26 protein-coding genes are annotated in these 23231 nt (G+C 71.0%); 15 read left to right on the top strand and 11 right to left on the bottom strand.

The window, feature by feature from the left end:
* Positions 1-19: 19 nt before the first annotated feature.
* From E2C04_RS14920 to E2C04_RS14880, 9 genes are all read right to left on the bottom strand, one after another.
* The gene (locus tag E2C04_RS14920; protein ID WP_135833194.1) at positions 20-505 is read right to left on the bottom strand and encodes a hypothetical protein; all 486 of its coding nucleotides are present in this window, start codon (positions 503-505) and stop codon (positions 20-22) included.
* Positions 502-870: a response regulator gene (locus E2C04_RS14915; protein ID WP_135833193.1), complete on the bottom strand. Its 369-nt coding sequence runs from the start codon at positions 868-870 to the stop codon at positions 502-504. The genes E2C04_RS14920 and E2C04_RS14915 overlap by 4 nt, the downstream gene beginning before the upstream one ends.
* Positions 867-1148, bottom strand: coding sequence for a chemotaxis protein CheX (locus E2C04_RS14910; RefSeq protein ID WP_135833192.1), 282 nt, complete (start codon positions 1146-1148; stop codon positions 867-869). Before E2C04_RS14910 ends, E2C04_RS14915 begins: the two co-directional genes overlap by 4 nt.
* Positions 1149-1413: 265 nt before the next feature.
* Positions 1414-1773: a response regulator gene (locus E2C04_RS14905; RefSeq protein WP_135833191.1), complete on the bottom strand. Its 360-nt coding sequence runs from the start codon at positions 1771-1773 to the stop codon at positions 1414-1416.
* A 105-nt stretch (positions 1774-1878) separates the two neighbouring features.
* Positions 1879-2211 (bottom strand): hypothetical protein, encoded by a 333-nt coding sequence (locus tag E2C04_RS14900; protein ID WP_135833190.1) that lies wholly within the window; start codon positions 2209-2211, stop codon positions 1879-1881.
* On the bottom strand, positions 2211-2585 hold the full coding sequence (gene fliS / locus E2C04_RS14895) for a flagellar export chaperone FliS (protein ID WP_135833189.1): 375 nt from the start codon (positions 2583-2585) through the stop codon (positions 2211-2213). The genes E2C04_RS14900 and fliS overlap by 1 nt, the downstream gene beginning before the upstream one ends.
* Before the next feature lie 8 nt (positions 2586-2593).
* Complete coding sequence (gene fliD, locus E2C04_RS14890) at positions 2594-3928, bottom strand: flagellar filament capping protein FliD (protein ID WP_135833188.1); 1335 nt, start codon at positions 3926-3928, stop codon at positions 2594-2596.
* Positions 3929-4130: 202 nt separating this feature from the next.
* Entirely contained in the window at positions 4131-5315 is a 1185-nt protein-coding gene (locus E2C04_RS14885) for a flagellin N-terminal helical domain-containing protein (RefSeq protein ID WP_135833187.1), read from the bottom strand.
* 116 nt (positions 5316-5431) lie between these two features.
* On the bottom strand, positions 5432-6217 hold the full coding sequence (locus tag E2C04_RS14880; protein WP_202977992.1) for a sigma-70 family RNA polymerase sigma factor: 786 nt from the start codon (positions 6215-6217) through the stop codon (positions 5432-5434).
* Positions 6218-6537: 320 nt separating this feature from the next.
* Between E2C04_RS14880 and E2C04_RS14875 the strand changes: the two genes are divergently transcribed.
* From E2C04_RS14875 to E2C04_RS14820, 12 genes are all read left to right on the top strand, one after another.
* A complete protein-coding gene (locus E2C04_RS14875) occupies positions 6538-7014 on the top strand; it encodes a flagellar protein FlgN (protein WP_135833185.1) in 477 nt (158 codons plus the stop codon).
* A gap of 2 nt (positions 7015-7016) precedes the next feature.
* Complete coding sequence (gene flgK / locus E2C04_RS14870; RefSeq protein ID WP_135833184.1) at positions 7017-8396, top strand: flagellar hook-associated protein FlgK; 1380 nt, start codon at positions 7017-7019, stop codon at positions 8394-8396.
* Positions 8393-9286: a flagellin N-terminal helical domain-containing protein gene (locus E2C04_RS14865; protein ID WP_135833183.1), complete on the top strand. Its 894-nt coding sequence runs from the start codon at positions 8393-8395 to the stop codon at positions 9284-9286. The genes flgK and E2C04_RS14865 overlap by 4 nt, the downstream gene beginning before the upstream one ends.
* Positions 9283-9732 (top strand): flagellar assembly protein FliW, encoded by a 450-nt coding sequence (fliW, locus tag E2C04_RS14860; protein ID WP_229721552.1) that lies wholly within the window; start codon positions 9283-9285, stop codon positions 9730-9732. The genes E2C04_RS14865 and fliW overlap by 4 nt, the downstream gene beginning before the upstream one ends.
* Before the next feature lie 43 nt (positions 9733-9775).
* Positions 9776-10012, top strand: coding sequence for a carbon storage regulator CsrA (gene csrA / locus E2C04_RS14855; protein WP_135833182.1), 237 nt, complete (start codon positions 9776-9778; stop codon positions 10010-10012).
* Positions 10013-10138: 126 nt separating this feature from the next.
* A complete protein-coding gene (locus E2C04_RS14850; protein ID WP_229721587.1) occupies positions 10139-12427 on the top strand; it encodes a chemotaxis protein CheA in 2289 nt (762 codons plus the stop codon).
* A complete protein-coding gene (locus tag E2C04_RS14845; protein ID WP_135833180.1) occupies positions 12424-12843 on the top strand; it encodes a chemotaxis protein CheW in 420 nt (139 codons plus the stop codon). The genes E2C04_RS14850 and E2C04_RS14845 overlap by 4 nt, the downstream gene beginning before the upstream one ends.
* A 30-nt stretch (positions 12844-12873) precedes the next feature.
* Positions 12874-14442, top strand: coding sequence for a methyl-accepting chemotaxis protein (locus E2C04_RS14840; protein ID WP_135833179.1), 1569 nt, complete (start codon positions 12874-12876; stop codon positions 14440-14442).
* A 93-nt stretch (positions 14443-14535) separates the two neighbouring features.
* Positions 14536-16128 (top strand): methyl-accepting chemotaxis protein, encoded by a 1593-nt coding sequence (locus tag E2C04_RS14835; protein WP_202977810.1) that lies wholly within the window; start codon positions 14536-14538, stop codon positions 16126-16128.
* Between the two features lie 75 nt (positions 16129-16203).
* Positions 16204-16680 carry a methyl-accepting chemotaxis protein gene (locus E2C04_RS14830; RefSeq protein ID WP_135833178.1) on the top strand — a complete coding sequence of 159 codons (477 nt, stop codon included), beginning with the start codon at positions 16204-16206 and terminating at the stop codon, positions 16678-16680.
* 148 nt (positions 16681-16828) lie between these two features.
* Entirely contained in the window at positions 16829-17950 is a 1122-nt protein-coding gene (locus E2C04_RS14825) for a protein-glutamate methylesterase/protein-glutamine glutaminase (RefSeq protein ID WP_135833177.1), read from the top strand.
* Complete coding sequence (locus tag E2C04_RS14820; protein ID WP_135833176.1) at positions 17947-18783, top strand: CheR family methyltransferase; 837 nt, start codon at positions 17947-17949, stop codon at positions 18781-18783. The genes E2C04_RS14825 and E2C04_RS14820 overlap by 4 nt, the downstream gene beginning before the upstream one ends.
* 25 nt (positions 18784-18808) lie before the next feature.
* On the opposite strand, the gene E2C04_RS14815 is transcribed toward E2C04_RS14820, so the two are convergent.
* Positions 18809-19447 (bottom strand): response regulator, encoded by a 639-nt coding sequence (locus E2C04_RS14815; RefSeq protein ID WP_238694325.1) that lies wholly within the window; start codon positions 19445-19447, stop codon positions 18809-18811.
* 425 nt (positions 19448-19872) lie between these two features.
* On the opposite strand from E2C04_RS14815, the gene E2C04_RS14810 reads away from it, so the two are divergent.
* Entirely contained in the window at positions 19873-21258 is a 1386-nt protein-coding gene (locus E2C04_RS14810; protein ID WP_238694324.1) for an MFS transporter, read from the top strand.
* Positions 21255-21716 carry a MarR family winged helix-turn-helix transcriptional regulator gene (locus tag E2C04_RS14805; protein WP_135833175.1) on the top strand — a complete coding sequence of 154 codons (462 nt, stop codon included), beginning with the start codon at positions 21255-21257 and terminating at the stop codon, positions 21714-21716. Before E2C04_RS14810 ends, E2C04_RS14805 begins: the two co-directional genes overlap by 4 nt.
* Here the strand turns inward: E2C04_RS14805 and E2C04_RS14800 are convergent.
* Positions 21713-22480 carry a hypothetical protein gene (locus E2C04_RS14800; protein ID WP_135833174.1) on the bottom strand — a complete coding sequence of 256 codons (768 nt, stop codon included), beginning with the start codon at positions 22478-22480 and terminating at the stop codon, positions 21713-21715. The genes E2C04_RS14805 and E2C04_RS14800 overlap by 4 nt on opposite strands.
* 46 nt (positions 22481-22526) lie before the next feature.
* On the opposite strand from E2C04_RS14800, the gene E2C04_RS14795 reads away from it, so the two are divergent.
* Positions 22527-23213 (top strand): iron-dependent transcriptional repressor DtxR, encoded by a 687-nt coding sequence (locus E2C04_RS14795; RefSeq protein ID WP_135833173.1) that lies wholly within the window; start codon positions 22527-22529, stop codon positions 23211-23213.
* Positions 23214-23231: the final 18 nt, after the last annotated feature.

Here is a 23231-nt window from a genome sequence, read left to right as displayed (position 1 = left end):
GTGCCGGATCGTTCGCGGGTCAGAAGGTCTGGACGACCGAGATGACCCCCGCGCCGTAGTTCGGGACGTCGACCCGCATGTCGGTGCGTCGACCCAGGGTGAGGGCGTGCACCAGCACGTCGCGCGGAGTCGGCTCACCGGCCGGGTGCATGGCGTGCAGCCGCAGGTGGTCGGCGCCGGGGGTGCTGTTGAAGAGGCCGACCGCGATGTTGAGCACCTCGTGCAGGTTCTCGCGCAGCACCTCGGGCAGCGTGCCCTGGGCGACCGCGTCCTCCGCGGTCTTCGGCGGCACGAGCCCGATCGCCGCGCCGGCGTACGCGGAGAGCGGCAGGTCGAAGCAGATCAGGGCAGCGATGCGCAGCGAGTCGTCGACGTACACGCCGATCGTCGCCGGGCGCTTCGGGCCGGGGGCCAGCGGTGCGGCCGGCTCGATCGAGACGGACTTTCCGAGGAGGTCGCTGAGGAGGTCGCGGACCTCCTTGGCGACGGGGAGGTGAACCTTCATGCCCGGGGGAGCACCGCCGAGAGAGCCTCGTCGAACAGCTCCGGGGTGAAGGGCTTGGCGATCAGGAAGAGGGCACCGGCGGCCGCGGCGCGGGCGCGCATCTCCTCCGAGCCCTCCGAGGTGACGAAGCCGAAGGGCACCTGGGAGCCGGAGGCGCGCAGGCGGGCGAGGGCATCGATGCCGCTCATCTCGGGCATGTTCCAGTCCGAGAGCACCAGGTCGGGCTTCTCGGTGGCCACCATCTCGACGGCCTGGAGGCCGTTCTCGGCCTCGACCACGTCGTGGCCGGCGTAGCCGGACTGACGCAGCGTACGGATGACGATCTGGCGCATGACGCGGCTGTCGTCGACGACGAGGATCTTCATCGGGTCACCTTGCTCACGGCGGGGCTGGTCACGGCAGGGCTGCCGGAGTGGACGGTCAGGGAGACGGGCTCGTCGCCCCACACGAAGTCGAGGTGCACGATCTCGTGCTGGTCGGAGCCGTGGGCGAACTGCCCCGTGGCGACCAGCGGCAGCGAGAGCTGGCTGGGGCCGGGGACGAGGCTCTTGACGTTGCCGCCGACCATGTTGACCAGCTCGCCGACGGCGTCGACGACGTCGGCCTCCGACGGCTCGTCGGCGTCGGGGTCCATGCCGAGCATGCCGCAGGTGAGGTGGTGGCGCCGACGGCGGTCAGCTCCATGGCGATCATGCCGTTCCACTCGCCCTTGACGGTGACGCTGGCGGACCACTCCGGGGTGAAGTCGCGGCGCTCGGCCGGGGCGAAGGGCGCGGTGTGGCCCAGGAACGTCGACCACACCTCTTCGGTCAGCGTCCGTACGTCGTCGGGGCTGAGGACGGCGTCGGGCTGGACGTCCGTGCTCGTGGGGGCGGTCATGCGATCGCTCCGTTCGGGGGCAGGCCGAGTCAGCCGAGCAGCTCCAGCTTGTCGAGGATCGCGTCGGCGGTGAAGGGCTTGATGACGTACTCGTGGGCGCCGGCCGCGAGGGCGGCGACGATCTGCGAGTGCTCGCTCTCGGTGGTGACCATCATCAGCGTGATGTCGCGCCACTCACGGACCTTGCGGACCTGGGTGACGAACTCGTAGCCGTTCATGACGGGCATGTTCCAGTCGATGAGGCAGATGTCGGGGCGGAGGCCGCCGTTGATGTGGTCGAGAGCCTCCTGGCCGTGACCGGCCTCCGTGATCTCGAATCCGGCGCCGCGCAGGATGCGGGCCAGGATCATCCGCATCGAGCGGGAGTCGTCGATGACGAGCGCGTGCACGTCAGGCTCCTGTCGGGTGGGGGACCAGGGGGGAATGCGGGCTCACGGGGCTTCCATCGGTCGTGGTCGGTCGATCCTGAGCAGAACCGGCCCGTGGGGTGGACCTCAGGCGCTGACGTCGAGGTACGCCGGTGCCGCGGGCGCCGCCGTGGCGTCGGTGACGCGGGCGGCGAAGTCACGCTGGCGGGAGGTGGCCGCCATCGCCAGGGAGAGGTCGAGCTGCACCTGGCGCTGGGCGGCCAGGAGCGCCTCGGCGCGGCTGAGGAGGTCGCGGGGGACCGGGCCGAGCCCGCTGGTCGGCGTCCAGGTCGTGTCCACCGACTCCGGGTCGACCTCGTGCTCGGTCGAGGAGAGCAGGGCGCGGACGGCCTCCACCTCGGCCTCGAGGCGGTCCAGCTCGTCGTACCAGGGGCTCCGGGCGGCGCTCTCGCGACCCATCAGCCAGCCGCCTGCAGGGCAGCCTCGCGCCAGGTGTCGCACAGCTGCTCGGCCAGGGCCAGCACGTGCTCGGTCATCGCGACGTCGCAGCGGGTGTTGGCCAGCACGAGCTGGGTGTGCATCCAGTCGTAGAGCGAGGCGAGCGCGAGGGCGCCCGACCAGGCGTCGGTGCGCAGGCTCGTACGCAGCTCCATGACGATGTCCTGGGCGTGCAGGAGGTGCGTGTGCGCGGCCTCGCGCTCACCGGCGGCCTGGGCGTCGCGCCCACGCTGCAGGTCGAGCACGAGCCGCTGGTAGAGCATGACGACGAGACGCTCGGGGCTGGCGGTGGTCACGGAGGCGCCGAGGTAGGTCTGGCGGACGTTCGCGTTCATGGGGTCACTCAGCCTTCGGAGCGGGAGAGGGAGTTGATCTGGCCGGCCAGCCACGTGGACTGGCTGTTCATCTTGCTCAGCGCCACGTCGAGGGCGGTGAACTGACGCGTCAGGGCGGACTCGCGCAGCTCGAGGCGACGGTCCCACTCGGCGATCGACTTGTTGAGCCGCTCGATGCCCTTGGACCGGCCGTCGATGACGGAGGTGAGCGCGCCGGTGGTCTGGTCGCTCGCCTTCTGGGCGACGGTCGCGACGCGCGCGGCGAACCCGTCGTCGGTGCCGAACGCCTTGGCGACGGCGGCGGGGTCCGCCTCGTACGCCTTCGTGAGCGCTGCCTCGTCGAGCACGAGCTTGCCCAAGCGGTCAACGCTGAGACCCAGCTCGGCCATCGACGTGTTGCCGCCGGGGAAGATCGCGCTGGCCAGGTCGTTGCGCAGCGTCCGGACCGTGACGTCGCCCACGAAGTCACCCCGGGACGAGGTGGCGACGTTGTACTTGGAGCCGTTGTCGATCTCGGTCAGGATCGCGTTGACGTTGTCGACCAGTCCCTTGACGGACGCGTGCAGGGTGCTTGCGTCGCGGGAGACGGCGATCTCGCCACTCTTGCCGACCTCGGCGCCGGCCGAGAGGGTGACCGTGACGCCGGGCATGAGCTCGGTGAAGGTGTTGCTGCTCGACTCCACCGCGATGCCGGCGCCCAGGTCGAGGCGGGCATTGGCGCCGGCGCGCACCGTGGCGCCGCCGAGGAGCGCGGTGCCGTCGGCGTTGGTCAGCGTGAAGTCCGCGCCCGCGCCGGTCGCGGTCGACTCGACGAGGAGGCGGTAGGCGCCGTTCGCGTCCTTGACGGTGGTCGCGCGCAGCCCCGTGTCCTTGGTCGGGTCGTTGATGGCTGCGGCCAGGCCGGCCAGGGTGCCGTCGCCGGTGTCGAGGTCGACGGTGGTGCCGTCGAGCCGGTCGAGCTTCACCGTCGTGGAGCCCGTGGTCACCACGTCGGTGAGGGCGGCGGAGTCCTTGTAGCCCAGTTGGTGGGAGAGCGCCACGCTGGCGACCTTGACGGTGAAGGCGGTCGGCGTGGCGCTCGACGTGGCGCTCACGGTGACGCCGGGGAGCGAGGAGGTCGTCTTCAGGGCGTCCCACGTGGTGCCGGTCCCGGTGGACGTCGCCTTGGTGGCCAGGGCGGCCACCTTGGAGTTCAGCGACTGGTAGGAGGTCAGGACGTAGCCCTCGGACTTCGCGCGGCTCTGGAGTCGCGTCTGCGGCATCGCCTCGAGCTGCATGAGCTGGCCCACGATGTTGGCGGTGTCGAGGCCACTGCCCAGGCCAGAGATGTTCGCGGTTGCCACGTGGTCTCCTCTCGAAGGAACAGGTCATGCCGGAGGTCGTACGAACTCCTTCGACGCCCTCATCGGCACCTGGGGGGCAGACCTGAGGCGTTGACGTGGGAGCAGCCCGACGGGGGCGGGAGAGAATAGGGACGGAGCCCCGGACCGTGAGGTCCGGGGCTCCGCGGGTGGTGCTGTGAGGCTGGTGTCGCCTACCGCTGGATCAGCGGAGGAGCGACAGGACGCCCTGCGGGGCCTGGTTGGCCTGCGCGAGCATCGCGGTGCCGGCCTGCGACAGGATCTGCGAGCGGGTGAAGCTCATCATCTCCTGCGCCATGTCGGTGTCGCGGATGCGGCTCTCGGAGGCCGACAGGTTCTCGACGGCCACGTTGAGGTTGTTGATGGTGTGCTCGAAGCGGTTCTGCATCGCACCGAGACCGGCGCGAGCGGTGGAGACGGCCTTGATCTGGTCGTCGACCCGCTTGATGGACGCCTGGGCGCCGTCGGCCGTGCTGAAGTCCAGCCCAGTCGTTCCCGGAACCAGGGCGGCGGAGACCGCAGCGCCGGTGCCGGCGGCTGCGTGCGTGCCGGCAGTGTTGCCACCGAAGACGGCAGCGCCGTCCTTGGCGGTGACCACGAGCTGGTTGTCCTTGTTCACCGAAGCAGAGAGGTGCTTGGAGAAGTTCGCGTCCTTGTTGAGCGCGCTCGCCACGTCGTCCACGGTCTTCAGGGAGCCGGCGGCACCCAGGGACGCGGTGGTGATGGTGGTGTCGACGTTGTTGCCGCCGACGACGCTACGAGTGGTGAAGGTCATGGCGCCGGTCACGTCGGTGGGGGTGAGGACGTTGATCGTCGAGCCAGTGGTGGCGGCACCGAGCTGGTCGGCCATGTTCTTCACGTTGGCGCCAGACAGGTCGACCGTGATGCGGCTGTTGGCGTCACCGTCGGCACCGACCTGGAAGTGCATCTTGCCGCCGGCGCCCGCGGTGCCGTCGAGCAGGTTGGCGCCGTTGAAGTTGGTCGACTCGCCGATGCGGCCGAGCTCCTTGACCAGGCTGTCGGCCTCGGTCTTGATGTTGGCGCGCGCCTCGGCGTTGTTGCTGTCGTTGGCGCCCTGGACGGACAGGTCGCGGAGACGCTGGAGGATCGAGTGGACCTCGGTCAGGGCGCCTTCCGCGGTCTGCACGACGGAGATGCCGTCCTGGGCGTTGCGGGCGGCAACCTTGAGGCCACCGACCTGCGAGCGCAGGCCCTCGGAGATCGCGAGACCGGCGGCGTCGTCGGCGGCGCGGTTGATGCGGAAGCCCGAGGAGAGCTTCTCCAGCGACTTGGACATCTGGCCCTGGGTGACCGACAGGTTGCGGTACGAGTTGAAGGCGTCGATGTTCTGGTTGATGCGGAGACTCATGGTGGTTTCCTTCCTGGAGAGTCACGTGCCGAAGTCCGTCCGTGGACTTCGTTGCCTGTCTGTTCGGCGCCTGCGCAGCAGGTCTGAGGCGTTCGCCGAAGTTTTTTCGTACGAGGTCAGGCGCGCGCCTCGACGCCCACGCGGGCAGGGCGCAGGGCGGCGGCGTGCCGGGTCGCGACGGCCGCGAAGTAGGACTCGCGACGTCGGGCGGCACAGCCCTCGGGGCGGCTGGGCGCGGCGACCAGGTGGGGGTCCAGCTCACGGTTGAGCGCCTCGCGCAGGAGGCTCAGCGCCTCGGCGCGGATCTGGGAGACCCGGGACTCGCTCACGCCGAGCTGCTCGGCGATCTCGGTCATCGGCCGCTCGGCCAGGAAGTACTCGGTGACGACGATGCGGAGGCGCTCGGGCAGCTCGGCGACCGCCTCCACCATGTAGGTGAGGCGCTCACGGTGCAGCGCCAGCTGCTCGGGGGTGGCGGTGTCGGCGGGGACCAGCTCGTCGAGCGCGTCCTCGGGGGCGCCCTGCAGGGAGAGCACCTGGGCCCGGGCGACGTCGTCGTCGTTGGCGATGACCTCGTCGAGGCTCATGCCGGTGGCGCTGGCGACCTCGGCGTTGCTCGGGACCCGGCCGAGGGCGACGGCCAGCTGGTGGCGGGTCTCCTCCAGGTCGCGGGCACGGCGGCGCACGGAGCGCGAGGCCCAGTCGACGCTGCGGAGCTCGTCGATGAGGGCGCCACGGATCCGGGTGGCGGCGTAGCGGGCGAACGGCACCCCGCGCTCGTCCTCGAAGGAGTCGGCGGCGCGCACGAGGGCGACCAGGCCGGCCGAGGTGAGGTCGTCCCGCGACACGTGGTTGGGCACCCGCCCGGCCATTTCGCGGACGATGTGCCCCACCAGTGGCATGGTGGCGGTGATCAGCTCATGACGCTGGGGGGACGTGCTGGTTTCCGAGGTCACGGGAGTAGTTCACCGCCGAACTAACAGCCCCCTTGCCCAAAATTGGGTATATAGCCCGGTCAGGGCCAAAGCAGGGACCAAGGTCCCGGGGCCTCGTGGTCACCCGGGGCTAGACGGGCTGGCTGGGTCAACCGTCCCAGTGAACCGAGTCACCAATTGCGACAGGTCGCGACAATCCTTCAGGATCGGCACCGGGGCGCCGATGGGGGTGTCTGACGCAGCACGACACCGGCCAGGTGGCGGCCTGGACGACGAAGGGAAGACTGATGGAGAAGCTCTCGCAGATCCTGTGGCGCGAGCGTGAGCTGCTCGAGACACTCCTCTACAAGCTCGAGGTGGAGCAGCTGGTGATGGCCACCGGCCGCACCCGCTGGCTGCTCCAGGCAGCCAAGGAGGTCGAGTCGGTGCTCGGCACCATCCGCGAGACCGAGGTCGTACGGGCGGTGGCCGCCGACGAGGCCGCCGAGGTCCTCGGCCTCGCCCCCAACCCGAGCCTGCGGGCCCTCATCGAGGCGGCCGACGAACCCTGGCCGACCATCCTCGCCGACCACCGAGACGCCTTCGCGCGGATCACCGCCGACGTCACCGCGATGGCCGACACCAACCGCGAGCTGATCACGGCGGGCATCCGCTCGGCCCGCGAGACCCTGCTGACCCTGACCGAGGGCACTGACGGCTACAGCGCGGACGGCAGCGCCGTCGTCGGCCTCGCCCGCAAGCCCCTCGTCGATCGGAACCTGTGACCATGAGCGGAACCTTCTCCTCCTTCGGCACCGCCCTGAGTGCCCTGCACCACAACCGGGTGCTGATGGACGTGGCGAGCAGCAACATCGCCAACTCCGCCACCCCCGGCTACGCCCGTCGCCGGGCCGAGGCCGAGACGGTCGGCGCCCCCGCGCAGCCGGCCATGTGGTCGCGCTACGACGGCGCCGGCGAGGGCGTGCGCACCGCCGACGTCGTACGCATGACCGACGAGTTTCTCCAGTCGCGCGCCCGCTACGAGCACGGCAACAACTCCTACCTCTCCACCCGCGCGGCCGCCCTGACCCGCTTCGAGGCGGGCATCGGAGAGCCCGGCGACAACGGCGTCGCCGCCGCGCTCAACGACTTCCGCACCGGGTGGCACGACCTCGCCGTCTCCCCGGGCGGTGACGCCGCCCGCAGCCAGGTGCTGGACCGCGCCGCCACCCTCGTCGAGTCGATCCGCGTCCAGGCCAGCAACGTGGCCAAGGAGGAGGGCAGCCAGCGCGACCGCCTTCAGACCCTCGTCGGCGAGGTCAACACGTTGGCCAGCGACCTGGCCGACACCAACCGCGCCATCGCCGTGGCTGGCTTCAGTGGCACCGACGCCAACCTGCTGCTCGACCAGCGTGACCAGCTGGCGATGCGTCTCTCCGAGCTGACCGGTGGCGTCGCCACGCAGCGCGCCGACGGTGGCCTCGACGTCTCCGTCAACGGCACCGCCCTGGTCACCGGCCAGGAGGCCGGCCGCCTGGTGGTCGCGACCGGCGCCACCGGAGGCACGGTCAGCCTGGCGGTCGAGACCGCTGGCGGCAGCACCGCCGTGGCCCCCGGCATGCGCGGCGAGATCGGTGCCACCGCCGACCTGCTCACCGTGACCCTGCCCGACTACCGTGCCGGGCTCGACGACGTGGTGCGTGAGCTCGTCACCGACGTCAACACCCAGCACCGCAGCGGCTACGCGCTGGACGGGACCCCCGGCGGCGACTTCTTCGCCTTCGACGCGGCCGACCCGGCCGGGTCGCTGCGGGTGGCCGTCACCGACCTCGACCAGGTCGCCGCCTCCGGCATCCCCGGCGGCGGGCTCGACGGCGGCAACGCCACCGCCCTGGCCGCCACCGGCGGCGCGGAGAGCGGCTACCAGCGGCTGGTCAACGGCCTCGGCAGCGAGATCGCCTCCGTGCGGCGGCTCGCCTCCAACCAGTCCGCCCTGACCGCCCAGGTCGACGGGACCCGTGACCAGCTCGCCGGGGTCAACCTCGACGAGGAGATGGTCGGTCTGGTCAGCGCCCAGCGGGCGTACGAGGCCGCGTCGAGGGTGATGAGCACCCTCGACCAGATGCTCGACACCCTGATCAACCGCACCGGGCTGGTGGGCCGATGAGCATCCAGCGCGTGACCCAGTCGATGATGAGCCAGCGCTCCCTGGAGGGCCTGCAGCTCAGCCTCGGCCGCCTGGCCCGCAGCCAGGAGCAGCTCTCCACCGGACGGGTGCTCAACCGGCCGTCCGACTCGCCGACCGACACCACCGCTGCCATGCGCCTGCGCTCCTCGCTCGCCGACGCCAAGCAGTACGTGCGCAACGCCGAGGACGGCCAGGGTTGGCTCGGCCAGGTCGACACCGCCCTGCAGTCGATGGTCAACGAGACCCGACGGGCCCGCGAGCTGGTGCTCCAGGGCGCGAACCAGGGGGCGATGAGCGTCGCGGCCCGGGAGGCACTGGCCATCGAGGTCGAGCAGCTGCGCGAGTCCTTGATCGGCCAGGCCAACGCGAAGTACCTCGAACGACCGGTCTTCGGTGGGGTCACCGCGGGCAGCGTGGCCTTCGACGCGGACGGCGCCTACGTCGGCACCGATGCCGGCGAGGTCCTGCGTACCGTCGGCGACGGTGTCTCCGTCCGCGTCGACATGGACGCCCGTCAGGCCTTCGGCCCCGACGGCGCCAACCTGTTCGACGACCTGGATGCCGCTGTCAACGCACTCCGCTCGGGCGACCCCGCCGAGCTCTCGGCCAGCCTCGACCGGTTGGCCGAGGCCGGCAACCGCATGACAGGCGCGTTGGCCGAGATCGGTGGCCGCACCAACCGACTCGAGGCCGCGCTGCTGCGCGCGCAGGACGGGGAGCTGTCGATGACCAGCTCGCTCAGCGAGATCGAGAACGTCGACCTGCCGCGGGCCATGGTCGACCTGCAGCTGCAGGAGGTCGCCTACCAGGCGGCCCTCGGTGCCACCGCGCGCGTCCTCCAGCCCAGCCTCCTGGACTTCCTGCGGTGACGACCACGGTGAGGCCGGTGGCCGAGCAGGAGCGGGACGAGTGTGGAAGTGTGGGCGTCATGCACGACCTTCCGGTGATCGAGCTCGTCCACCCGCTGCCCGGTTTTCCCGAGCACCGCCGCTTCGCCCTCGTCCAGCTCGACGACGACGGGTTCCTCTGCGACCTGCGGTCGCTGGAGGACCCCGACCTGCGGTTCCTGGTGGCCTCGCCCGTGCCCTTCTTCCCGGACTACGCGCCGGAGGTCGGGGACGACGTGGTCGCCGAGCTCGAGATCGAGGACGCCTCCGACGTCCTCGTCCTGCTGGTGCTGACTGCCGGCGCCTCGCTGGCCGAGAGCACCGCCAACCTGCGCGCCCCCGTGCTGGTCAACACCACCACCCGTCGAGCCACCCAGGTGATCCTCGACGACTCCACCCTGTCGGTCGCCGTGCCGCTGGCCTCATGAGCGCCCGCGCAGCGTCCCCGTCACCGTGGCGTAGGTTGGTCCCATGTTGGTGCTGAGCCGTCGGGCGGGCGAGAGCGTCGTCGTGGGTGACGAGGTCACCGTGACGATCCTCGAGGTCCGCGGTGACGTCGTACGCGTGGGCATCGACGCCCCGCGCTCCGTGAGCGTGCACCGCGCCGAGCTCCTGGCCGAGCTGGCCACGAGCAACCAGGGTGCGGCCTCGCCGCCGCAGGAGGCCGTGGCGACCCTCGCCGAGGCACTCCGCCGCCGCAAGGACTGACCCCGCGCCCGGGGGAGTGACGCCCCCTCCAATCCGCTCCATCAACTCAGGTCCGGCCCGCGCCGGCCGATGGGTCCTCTCGAAGCAGCATGCGACGACGAGAGGGCGGATCCCGCCGTGGATGAGATGGATGAGATCGTCCAGGAGTTCCTCGTGGAGAGCCACGAGAACCTGGACCAGCTCGACCGCGACTTGGTGGCCCTCGAACGGGAGCCGGACTCGCGCGACCTGTTGGCCAGCATCTTCAGGACGATCCACACGATCAAGGGCACGAGCGGCTTCCTGGCCTTCGGCAAGCTCGAGTCGGTGACCCACGTCGGGGAGAACCTGCTGGCCCGGCTGCGCGACGGCAAGATGTCGATGACGCCGCAGACCACCGACGTGCTGCTCGCCATGGTCGACACCGTGCGTGACCTGCTCGGCGCGATCGAGGCCGGCGGCGACGAGGGCGACATCGACGTCGCCTGCGTCGTCGAGCGGATCTCCGCCGTCCTCGAGGGACGGGCGGAGGCAGCGGTCGCCGAGCAGCCCGCGCCGGTCGAGCAGGAGGCACCGGTCGAGGAGGCGCCGACCGCGACGGTCGAGGCGCCCACCGAGGTCACCCCGGCCCCCGTGGCCGAGCCTGTCGCCGCCCCCGCGGCCGCCGCTCCCGCAGCCTCCGCGGTCACCGCGCCGGCACCGCTCGCCAAGGCCGCAGCCGAGCCGGCCGAGGAGGCCCCGCACCGGCGTACGGTCGCCGACTCCTCCATCCGCGTCGACGTCGAGCTGCTCGACGCCCTGATGCAGCTGGTCGGTGAGCTGGTGCTCACCCGCAACCAGATCGTGCGGCAGGCCAGCCACCAGGACGACGTCGACCTGGTGCGCTCCGCGCAGCGGCTCAACCTGATCGCCTCCGAGCTGCAGGAGGGGGTCATGAAGACCCGCATGCAGCCCATCGACAACCTCTGGGCCAAGCTGCCGCGCGTCGTGCGCGACCTCGGCGCGCAGTGCGGCAAGACCGTCACCCTGAGCATGGTCGGCAAGGAGACCGAGCTCGACCGCTCGCTCCTCGAGGCGGTCAAGGACCCGCTGACCCACCTGGTGCGCAACAGCGTCGACCACGGGCTCGAGCGGCCCGAGACCCGCGTCGCCGCCGGCAAGCCTGCCGAGGGCGTGCTCACCCTGCGCGCCTACCACGAGGGCGGCCAGGTCGTCGTCGAGGTCAGCGACGACGGCGCCGGCATCGACCCCGAGCGGATCGCGACCAAGGCGCTCGAGAAGGGGCTGCGTACGTCGACCCAGCTCGCGGAGATGTCGCCCAACGACATCCTGCAGCTGATCTTCCTGCCCGGCTTCTCCACCGCGGCGGCCGTCACCAACGTGTCGGGCCGCGGCGTCGGCATGGACGTGGTGCGCACCAACATCGAGGCCATCGGCGGCACCATCGAGATCGACTCGGTGCTGGGCCGTGGCACCACCTGCCGCCTGCGCATCCCGCTGACCCTGGCCATCGTGCCGGCGCTCACCGTCGAGTGCGCGGGCGACCGCTACGCAATCCCCCAGGTCAGCCTGCTCGAGCTCGTCGCGCTCGACGCCGACCGGGCCGCCAACGCGGTCGAGGACGTCAACGGTGCCTCGGTCTACCGCCTGCGCGGCGCGCTGCTCCCGCTGGTCCGCCTGACCGACCTGCTGGGCGTGGAGTCCGACCGCTCCGACGGCCACGTCGTGATCGCCGTCCTCCAGGCCGAGGGCCGACGCTTCGGCCTGATCATCGACCGCGTCCTGTCGACCGAGGAGATCGTGGTCAAGCCGCTGGTCACCCAGCTCAAGGCCATCGGCGTCTACTCCGGCGCCACGATCCTGGGCGACGGCACCGTCGCGCTGATCCTCGACGTCCAGGCGCTGGCCCGGCGCGTGCTCAACAGCGACGTGCTCGAGCAGGACCAGGTCAAGGAGACCGACACGCGCACGGTCGTCGACGAGAGTCTGCGCCTGCTGGTCGCCGGGCTGGGCAGCGACCGCAAGGTGGCGATCCCGCTCTCCTCGGTCACCCGCCTGGAGAACTTCCCGGCCTCCGCCGTCGAGCACATCGGTGGCCGCGAGGTCGTGCAGTACCGCGGCGGCATCCTGCCGCTGGTCAGGCTCAGCAACTTCTACGGCACGCTCAGCGACCGTCACGACGACGAGCTCGTCGTGGTCATCTACACCGTCGGCCTGCGCAGCGTGGCGATCGTGGTCGACGAGATCGTCGACATCGTCGACGACGGTGGCGAGCTCCAGGCCGAGGTCACCGCCCACGGAGTCCTGGGCTCGACCCTCGTCCGTGACCGGGTCGTCGAGGTGCTCGACGTCCGGGCCGCGATCCTCTCGGCCGACCCCACGTTCTACGAGGCCTCGGAGTTCGAGCTCCAGCCCCAGCTGCAGGAGACGATGTGAGCACCCGACTGGTCACCTTCACCCTCGACGGACACCTCTACGGCGTCGACGTCGCGTCGGTCCAGGAGGTCCTCCGTGGGCAGCCCCAGACCCGCATCCCGCTGGCCCCGGAGAGCGTCTCCGGCCTGATCAACCTGCGTGGCCAGGTGCTCAGCGCCGTCGAGCTGCGGGCCCGTCTCGGGCTGCCTGACCGTGCCGCCGACCAGGAGGCGATGCTCGTCGTCGTCCGGGTCGCCGGCGAGACGATCGCGCTGCTGGTCGACACCATCGGTGCCGTGATCGACGTGGACGAGGAGCAGTTCGAGCTCCCGCCCGACACCCTGACCGGAGCTTCTCGGGAGTTCCTGCACGGTGCGTACAAGCTCGAGGGCCAGCTCCTGCTCGCCCTGGACGTCGAGCGCGCCGTGGCCGCCTGACCCCATAACGGTCACCACCGAGGAGGATCCATGCCCATCACGATCAACTGGACGGTCCGCCGCCGGCTGACGACCATCGCCGCCAACGGCGTCCTGAGCGCCGTGGTCGTCGCGTCCGTCGCCTACGTCGGCTTCCGCGAGCTCAACGAGGACACCGAGAAGCTCGGCCGCCTGCAGGAGGCCATCGGGGTGATCCACGCCCTGGACACCCGCTCCAGCGAGCTCAAGGTCGACGGCCTCAAGGCGGCCGTCTACGCGGACAACGCGCGCTTCGCCCAGGACGTCGTCGACGACAGCGCGAAGATCACCGCGCTCGTCGCCGAGCTCGAGGCGCTCGACCTCGAGGCCGACGAGGAGACCACGGCTGCCTTCAAGCAGGCGTGGGTCGGCTACACGACCACGATCAGCGAGTTCGTCGAGCTGGCCATCGCCGACCGCCCCGCAGCGGTGCGGCGCGTCGACGAGGTTCAGGTCGCCAACGACGCGATCGACGAGGTCCTCTCCGCGACGATCGAGACCATCCGGGCCTCCGTCGAGCAGAAGACGGCCGAGGCGGAGAGCACCCGTACGACGGTCCAGACGTGGCTGGTCGTGGTCGTGCTGGCGACGCTCCTCGTCATGGTGGGGCTGGCCGTCGCCATCGCCCGCACCATCGTCCGGCCGCTCGACGACACGGTCGCCGCGCTGACGCGCTTCGCCGGGGGAGACCTCAGCCAGCGGGTGCCTGAGCGCTCGACGGCCGAGTTCGGACAGCTCGAGCGGGCCCTCAACCAGGCGATCGACTCCACCGACCGGGTCGTCGGCAACGTCGCCGACTCGGCGCAGGCGCTGGCCACCGCGGCCACGGAGATGTCGTCGTCGGCCCTGCAGATCTCGGCCGGTGCCGGACAGACCGCCGCCCAGGCCGGCCTCGTCTCGGCCGCCTCTGCGGAGGTGAGCCGCAACGTGCAGACGGTGGCGGCGGGCTCGGAGCAGATGACCGCGTCGATCCGGGAGATCGCCCACTCGGCCAACGAGGCTGCTCGCGTGGCCTCCGACGGCGTGCGCACCGTGGAGTCGACCAACGCCACCGTCGCCAAGCTGGGGGAGTCGTCGCAGGAGATCGGCAACGTGGTCAAGGTGATCACCTCGATCGCGGAGCAGACCAACCTGCTGGCCCTCAACGCGACCATCGAGGCCGCGCGTGCGGGCGAGGCCGGCAAGGGCTTTGCGGTGGTGGCCAACGAGGTCAAGGAGCTCGCGCAGGAGACGGCGCGGGCCACGGAGGACATCGCTCGTCGTGTGGAGACGATCCAGTCCGACACGACCGGTGCGGTGGCTGCGATCGGTGAGATCGACGCGATCATCCGGTCGATCAACGACTACCAGCTGACGATCGCCTCGGCGGTGGAGGAGCAGACCGCCACCACCAACGAGATGAGCCGCAACGTGGCCGACGCCGCCACCGGGGCCGACCAGATCACCGACAACATCGTCGGCGTCGCCCAGGCCGCCGAGAGCACGCGTGAGGGCGTCGAGCAGACGGAGGTGGCCACGCAGGACCTGGCCCGGATGTCGGCCGACCTTCAGTCCCAGATCGGGCACTTCACCCGTGCCTGAGCGCGACCGCACTGCACCCACCCGACCGCACGACGTCACCCCGAGGACTGACCTGATGAGCACTTCCACCCCTGCCCGGAGCACCGCTCCTTCGTGCAGCGCTTCCTGCGCGACCGCAGCGTCGGCACCAAGACCATGGCTGCCGTGACGATCGCCGGCCTCGTCGCCATGCTGGTCGGCGCCATCGGCATCCTCTCCCTGCAGGCGCTGAGCGAGGACGCCCAAGCTCTCTACGACGAGAACCTGATGGGCGTCGAGCACGTCGCCGAGATGCGCATCGCCGTCGACGGCATGCGTTCCGCCGCGCGCGACGCCGTCATCGCCACGTCCCGCGAGGACAAGAAGGCGGCGCTCGAGAAGCTCGAGCAGCGCTTCGCGACGATGGAGGAGGCGGCGCGTGCGTTCGAGGCGACCGGCCTCGACGACACCAGCCGCGAGCTGGTCGCGCGCCAGACCGAGAGTGCGACCGCCTACCGGCAGATGCAGACCGGCCGGATGGCCGACCTGGCCATGGCCAGCGACCTGAAGGGCTGGGACGCGGCCAACCGCACCGAGGTCGAGCCGCTCGCCTCGGCCATGGAGGAGAGCCTCCAGGAGCTCACCACCCACGAGCTCGAGCAGGCCGCTGCCGCAGTGGAGGCCATCCAGGCCGACTACCGCTCCACGCGCCGCACCAACATCGCCGTGCTGTTCTTCGGCCTGGCGCTCGCCGGCGCGCTGGCCTACTGGATCGCGCGCACGCTGGCGCGCAACATCGGCCTGGTGAAGAACGTCATCGACGGCCTCGCCGAGGGCGACCTGACCCGTCGGGCCGGCGTGGTGAACCGCGACGAGATGGGCGACATGGCCGAGGGCCTCGACCTGGCGACCGAACGCATGCGCGAGGCCATCGGCGCGGTCGTCGACTCCGCCGACGCGGTCAACGCGGTGGTGACCCAGCTCTCCGCGGGGTCGCAGCAGATCGCGGCGGCGGCCGAGGAGACCTCGGTCCAGGCCAGCGTCGTCTCCAGCGCTGCCGAGGAGGTCAGTCGCAACGTGCAGACGGTGGCGGCCGGCTCGGAGGAGATGACGGCGTCCATCCGGGAGATCGCGCACTCGGCCAACGAGGCTGCGCGGGTGGCCTCCGACGCGGTGCGCACGGTGGAGTCGACCAACGCGACGGTCTCGAAGCTGGGGGAGTCGAGCCAGGAGATCGGCAACGTGGTCAAGGTGATCACCTCGATCGCGGAGCAGACCAACCTGCTGGCCCTCAACGCGACCATCGAGGCCGCGCGTGCGGGCGAGGCCGGCAAGGGCTTTGCGGTGGTGGCCAACGAGGTCAAGGAGCTCGCGCAGGAGACGGCGCGGGCGACCGAGGACATCGCCCGTCGTGTGGAGACGATCCAGTCCGACACGACCGGTGCGGTGGCTGCGATCGGTGAGATCGACGCGATCATCCGGTCGATCAACGACTACCAGCTGACGATCGCCTCGGCGGTGGAGGAGCAGACGGCGACGACCAACGAGATGGGTCGCAACGTCACCGACGCCTCCACGGGCACCCAGCAGATCGCCGAGAACATCGACGGCGTCTCCCAGGCCGCGACCGAGACCACCGAGGGCGTCGCCCAGGCGCACGCCGCGGTCGGTGAGATCGCCCGCCTCACCGCGGGACTGCGTACGGCCGTGGGCCAGTTCAAGGCCTGAGCCCTCGACGCTCCAGGGTCGACCCGTCCGGATCATCCGGGCGGGTCGACTTCTTTGTGACTCAGGCCTCCCTCGATCGCCGAGCAGACCAACCTGCTGGCCCTCAACGCGACCATCGAGGCCGCCCGTGCCGGCGAGGCCGGCAAGGGCTTCGCGGTGGTGGCCAACGAGGTCAAGGAGCTCGCGCAGGAACTCGCGCAGGAGACCGCGCGGGCGACCGAGGACATCGCCCGTCGGGTCGAGACCATCCAGGGTGACGCCGCTGGGGCCGTCGGTGCCATCGGTGAGATCGACGCGATCATCCGCTCCATCAACGACTACCAGCTGACCATCGCCTCCGCGGTTGAGGAGCAGACCGCGACGACCAACGAGATGGGCCGCAACGTCGCGGACGCCTCGACCGGCACCGGCCAGGTCGCCGAGAACATCGTGGGTGTCTCGCAGGCGGCCGCCTCCACCACGGAGGCCGTCGCCCAGGCCCACACGGCTGTCACGGACATTGCCCAGATGGCGGCGAGCCTGCGCACCAGCGTGAGCTGCTTCCGCGTCTGAGCACGGCCCCGACGCAGGTCGACCCGATCTCGGGACGGGTCGACCTGCGTCCCTCACCACCCGGTGCGCCGCTTCCGCTCAGGTGGAGGCACTCGGCGCCGATCAGAAGCTTGGCCACTGCCCGGCGGCCACGACCGAAGGACCTTGCGTGCCCCCCATCCGCGTGCTCGTCGTCGACGACTCCGTCGTCATCCGACGCCTGGTCACTGGTCTGCTGTCGGAGGACCCCGACATCGAGGTCGTCGGGACCGCCATCAACGGCCGCGCCGCCCTGCAGAAGCTCGAGACGCTCACCCCCGACCTCGTGACGATGGACATCGAGATGCCGGAGATGAACGGCATCGAGGCCGTGCGCGCCATCCGCGCGAGCGGCAACCGGGTCCCGATCGTCATGTTCTCGACGCTCACCGAGCGCGGCGCCTCGGCCACCTTCGACGCCCTCTCCGCAGGCGCCTCGGACTACGTCCCGAAGCCGGCCAACGTCGGCAGCGTCAGCCGCTCCATGGAGCAGGTGCGCGACGCCCTGATCCCGCTCATCAAGTCGCTGGTCCCGCGCGCCGGGTCGCGACTGTCGACGCCTGCCCGGGCGACCGTCGGTACGACGGCAGCTGCGGCGCCCAGCGTCGTACCGCCGACGCCGGCGACCCGCGAGCGACGGGTGCCTGCCACGGGCTACCGCCTGCTCGCCGTGGGCAGCTCGACCGGTGGCCCCGAGGCGCTCTTCACGGTGCTGACCTCGCTGCCGCCGCTGCCGGTCCCGGTCGTCGTGGTGCAGCACATGCCGCCGGTCTTCACCACCCAGTTCGCCGCGCGCCTCGACCGCCACTGCGACTACCCGGTGCGCGAGGCCACCGACGGCGCGGTGCTCGCGCCGGGCACGGTGACCATCGCTCCCGGCGACTTCCACCTGGTGGTGGAGCGCGCCGGCCGTGACCTGGTGGCCCGGCTCAACCAGCAGCCGCCGGAGAACTACTGCCGCCCCGCGGTGGACGTGCTCTTCCGGTCGGCCGCCGTCGCCGCCAACGGCCCGGTGCTCGGCCTGGTGCTCACCGGCATGGGCCAGGACGGTGCCCGCGGCGCCCAGCACCTGGTCGACGCCGGCGGCAGCGTCCTCGCGCAGGACCGCGCCACCTCGGTGGTGTGGGGCATGCCCGGGGCGGTCGCCTCCGCAGGACTCGCCGAGCAGCTGCTGCCCCTGGGGCAGGTCGCCGGTGAGGTTCGACGCCGCCTGGCGGCCATCCAGACCGACGACAGAGGAGGAGAGGCATGAGCCTCGCTGCTGACGCCTTCGCATTCGTGCGCGACCACGTCCGGGCCGAGAGCGCGATCGTGCTCGACACGGGCAAGGAGTACCTGGTCGAGTCGCGCCTGCTCCCGCTGGCCCGCACCCACGGTCAGGCCGACGTCAACGAGCTCGTCCGGCACGCCCAGCGCACCCGCGACCCCTTGCTGCTGCGCAAGATCGTCGAGGCGCTGACCACCAACGAGACCTCGTTCTACCGCGACAACGACCCCTTCGTGGCCCTGCGCCAGGACGTGCTCCCGGCGCTGGCCGCGCGCCGTCCGCAGCGCCGCCTGCGGATCTGGACCGCCGCCTGCTCGACCGGCCAGGAGCCCTACAGCGTCGCCATGGCCGTGCGCGAGACGCCGGCCGTGCAGCGCTTCGACGTCGAGATCCTCGGCACCGACATCTCCGAGGAGGTCCTGGAGAAGGCGCGCCGTGCCGAGTACTCCCAGCTGGAGGTCAACCGCGGCCTGCCGGCGACCACCCTGGTGCGCTACTTCCAGCGCTCCGGCGCGAGCTGGAGGCTCGACCCCGAGATCGCCTCGATGGTGAGGTTCTCCCGGCTGAACCTGACCCGCAACTTCGGCCCGATCGGCCAGTTCGACGTCGTCTTCCTGCGCAACGTGCTCATCTACTTCGACGTGGAGACCAAGCGCGAGGTGCTGCGCCGGGTCCGCCAGGTGATGGCGCCCGACGGCTACCTGTTCCTCGGCGCGGCGGAGATGACGATGGGCGTCGACGACGCCTGGGAGCGCCTCCCCGCCGGCCGTTCGTCGGTCTACCGGATCCGGGAGGGTGCTGCCGCGATGGCACGGTGACGCCCGCACCGGCGCCGTACGCGGCTCAGTCGTCGAGGCGGGCGGCGAGCACGGCCGCCTGGGTGCGGCGCTGCACGCCGAGCTTGGCGAGCAGCGGCGTCACGTTGTTCTTGATCGTCTTCTCCGAGAGGAAGAGCCGGTCGCCGATCTCGCGATTGGTGAGGCCCGCGCCGATGAGCTGGAGGATGCGTCGCTCCTGCGACGTCAGGTCGGCCAGCGCGCCGACGGTGCTCTCCTGCGTCTGGCGCATCCGCTCCATCATCCGGGAGGCGACGGCGGGGGCGACCAGGGACTTGCCCCGAGCCACCTCGCGGATGCCGTCGAGCAGCGAGTCGGCCTCGATCTGCTTGAGCACGTAGCCGCTCACCCCGGCCGAGAAGGCCGCGACGAGCGTTTCCTCGTCGTCGTAGCTGCTGAGGATCATCGTCCTGATCTCGGGAGCGACCTCGCGTACGCCGCGGGCGACGTCGAAGCCGGAGCCGTCGGGAAGGCGCGCGTCGAGCAGCGCGACGTCTGGTCGCTGCTCCAACACTCGTCGGCGACCGTCCTCGACGGTGCCGGCCTCGCCGACGACCGTCATGTCGTCCTCGGCCTCCAACAAGTGGCGGAGCCCGCGACGCACGATCTCGTGGTCATCCAGCAAGAAGACCCGGATCTTCTGCACCGGCACATTCAACCTTGTGCCCGCCACCCTCCTCGCACCGTTGTGCACCCCCCGCGACGAACGGCGGGGAATACGCGACGATTGGTCGGAATAAAGTTGCTTCTGACAACCTTCAAGCACCTGACTGACCCTGGACCGGGGTCGGGGGTGATCCCTCGACGCCAGCCGTCCGGGTCCATGCCACCCCGTCACGTTGCCACCGAAACGAGATCCCATGTCCTCACCCACTCCCGTCGCCACCGCGGAGGAGTCCGGTCAGATGTCGCACCGCCAGATCCTGCAGGCGCTCTCCGGCCTGCTGCTGGCGATGTTTGCCGCGATGGTCGCCTCGACCATCGTCAACACCGCGCTCCCGCCCATCGTCGCCGACCTCGGCGGCAGCCAGACCGGCTACACCTGGGTGGTTTGTCGGCACCCTGCTGGCGATGACCGCCACCACCCCCATCTGGGGCAAGCTGGCCGACCTCTTCGACCAGAAGGTCCTCACCCAGACCGCGCTCAGCATCTTCGCCCTCGGCTCGCTGATCGCCGGCTTCTCCACCTCGATGGAGATGCTGATCGGCGCCCGCGTCATCCAAGGCCTAGGCATCGGCGGCCTCACCGCCCTGGTGCAGGTCGTCATCGCCAGCATGGTGCCGCCGCGGGAGCGCGGCAGGTACGCCGGCTACATGGGCTCGGTCTTCGCCGTCGCCACCGTCTCGGGCCCGCTCGTCGGCGGCCTGGTCGTCGACACCCTCGGCTGGCGCTGGTGCTTCTGGGTCAGCCTGCCCTTCGCGGTGGCCGCCTGGTTCCTGCTGCAGGCCACCCTGAAGCTCCCGGCACGCCCGCGCAAGGACGTCACCATCGACTACGTCGGGTCGCTGCTGCTGATGGCCGGCGTCTCGCTGCTCCTGGTCTGGGTCTCCCTGGCCGGCAACCAGTTCGACTGGGGCTCCACGACCAGCTTCGTCCTGCTCGGCGCCTCCGTGCTGGTGCTCTCCGTGGCCACCTACTGGGAGGCCAAGGTCGCCGTCGACCCGGTGATCCCGCTGCGCCTCTTCCGCGACCGCACCACCACCCTGGCCACGCTCGCCTCGATCACGGTCGGCGTCGCGATGTTCGGCTCCGGCGTCTACCTCAGCCAGTACTTCCAGCTCGCCCGCGGCATGAGCCCCACCAAGGCCGGCCTGATGAGCATCTGCATGGTCGCCGGCACGCTGGTGGCCGGCATCCTGAGCGGCAAGCTGATCTCCGACACCGGGAAGTGGAAGCGCTACCTGGTCGGCGGCTCGGTGCTCGTGATGGTGGGTCTGGGCCTGCTCGGCACGATCGACCGCGAGACCGACCTGGTCGTCGTCGGCCTCTTCATGGCCGTGCTCGGCATCGGCGTCGGCGCGATCCAGCAGAACCTCGTGCTGGCCGTGCAGAACAACACCGCCTTCGCCGACATGGGTGCCGCCTCCGCGCTGGTCGCGTTCTTCCGCTCGATCGGCGGGTCGGCCGGTGTCGCCGCCCTGGGGGCCGTCGTGGCCCACCAGGTCTCCGACTCGGTGACGGCCGGCCTGGCGCGGCTCGGCATCGCACTCACCGGGTCGGGCGACTCCCACTCGGTGCCCAAGCTCGACGAGCTGCCGGCGCCCGTGCGCCTGCTCTTCGAGAACGCCTACGGCGACGCGATCGCCACGGTCTTCGCGCTGACGGTGCCCTTCGCCCTCTTCTCCTTCGTCTGCATCCTCTTCATCAAGGAGGTGCCGCTGCGTCGCACGGTGCAGCGCTCCGACGAGCTGAAGGTGGCCGCGGCCGAGCCGTCCGTCCCTGTGGCGAAGTCGTGACTGAGGAGCGCGACGAGCGCGACCTCGTGCTCGACGAGCTCGAGCGCGAGATCGTCGTCCTGGTGCGACGGGCGCGCCGCGTCGTGGCTGCCCGGGCCGCGCTGGTGCACCCGGAGCTGCAGCCGGCGGCGTACCTGCTCCTGGCGATGCTGCGCGAGCGCGGGTCGATCCGGGCCTCCGAGGTCGTCGACGCCCACGGACTCGACAAGGGCGTGGTGAGCCGTCAGGTGCAGCACGTCGTCGAGCTGGGCCTGGTCGAGCGGACCGTCGACCCGGCCGACCGTCGAGCCCACCTGCTCGCGCTGACCGAGGCCGGACGGGCCCGGATGGCCGAGGTCGAGGTGCTACGACGGGAGCGCCTGCGCGCGCGCATCGAGGGCTGGGACGACGCCGCGCTGGCCGGCTTCGTGACCAGCATGCGCCGCTACAACGCCCTCTTCGCCGAGGAGCTGGCCTAGCTGAAGCGGCTCGGGTCGACGGCGATCCACACGTGCTCGGCGACCGCGAGCACGTCGCCGTCGCCCGACCACAGCGTCGAGGCCGTGTGGCTCTTGCGGCCCTCGGTGCCGCGGTGCTCACCGACCACGACGTGGGTCTGCCCGATCTCGGGAAGCCGGTCGACCCGGGCCGTCATCTGGCCCAGCACCATCGGGCGCCCCAGCAGGTCCTCCGACCAGCCGCCCACGCAGTCCAGGGCCGCCCACGTGACGGCCAGGCTCGCGCGCTGCGTGCCGCCGGAGTAGAGGTGGTAGTCCTCGGCCAGGCTCGGGTGCGGGGTCCAGGTGGCCGCCACCCGGCGGCGGCCCTCGACGGGCGCCACCTCGCCGGGGAAGATCCGCAGGCCGTCGTCCGCGGCGCGCTCCGGGCCGCAGGAGAAGCAGGTCGGGAACGGGTGTCGCGTCGCACCGGCGTACGAGGCCTCGGCCGCCCGCGCCGTCGCGACGTCCACGCCGGTCACGGCGGTGAGTTCGTCCAGGCCCGGCACGGCCTCGGCCACCACGCCACCGTCGTGGCTGCGGGTCGTGCCGTCGACCTCCGTCACCGTCATCGTGACGTCGAGCGGCGGAGGCTGGCGCAGTCGCACCCTGACCGGGGGCCACGCCCGGGCGTGGTCGGTGGGGCAGCCGTGCTCCACGTGGGCGGCGAGCTCCCCGGCGGTCCAGCCGCCGTTGCCCGAGACCGGGGGCCCGCAGAAGCGGGACGGGACGATGAGCGTGCTCATCTCACCAGCGTGCCACTTGTCGGCGCCATGGGACACAATGGGCCGGGTGAGCGACCTCATCGACACCACCGAGATGTACCTCCGCACGATCTTCGAGCTCGTGGAGGAGGGAATCGTGCCGTTGCGTGCCCGCATCGCCGAGCGCCTGCACCAGAGTGGGCCGACCGTCTCGCAGACGGTGGCGCGGATGGAGCGCGACGGGCTGCTGACGGTCGAGGGCGACCGCCACCTCGAGCTCACCGAGGAGGGTCTGCGCCTCGCGACCCGCGTCATGCGCAAGCACCGCCTCGCCGAGCGCCTGCTCACCGACGTCATCGGCCTCGACTGGGAGCTGGTGCACGCCGAGGCCTGCCGCTGGGAGCACGTGATCTCCGAGACCGTCGAGCGTCGCCTCATGGAGCTGCTCGACAACCCGACCGAGTCGCCCTACGGCAACCCGATCCCGGGCCTGGACGAGCTCGGCCAGGAGGACAGCGGCGAGACCTTCATGACCGGCGTCGCCCCCCTCTCCAAGATCGCCACCTTCGACGCCGCGCGCGTGCACGTGCGCCGCATCTCCGAGGAGGTGCAGAAGGACGAGGCCCTGATGGCCACCCTGCGCCGGGTGGGCGCCGTGCCCGACAAGTCGGTCAAGATCGTCGCGACCGCCGACGGCGTCCTGCTGGGCTCCGGCGGCGAGAGCGCCGAGATCGACTACGAGTCGGCCGACCACATCTTCGTCAAGGCGATCTGACCCCGACGTCACCGGGCC

Source organism: Nocardioides daphniae (genome assembly GCF_004777465.1).
Lineage (GTDB): Bacteria > Actinomycetota > Actinomycetes > Propionibacteriales > Nocardioidaceae > Nocardioides > Nocardioides daphniae.
The sequence above is the reverse complement of the archived record's forward strand: the minus strand, read 5'-3'. Positions and strand labels throughout refer to the sequence as shown.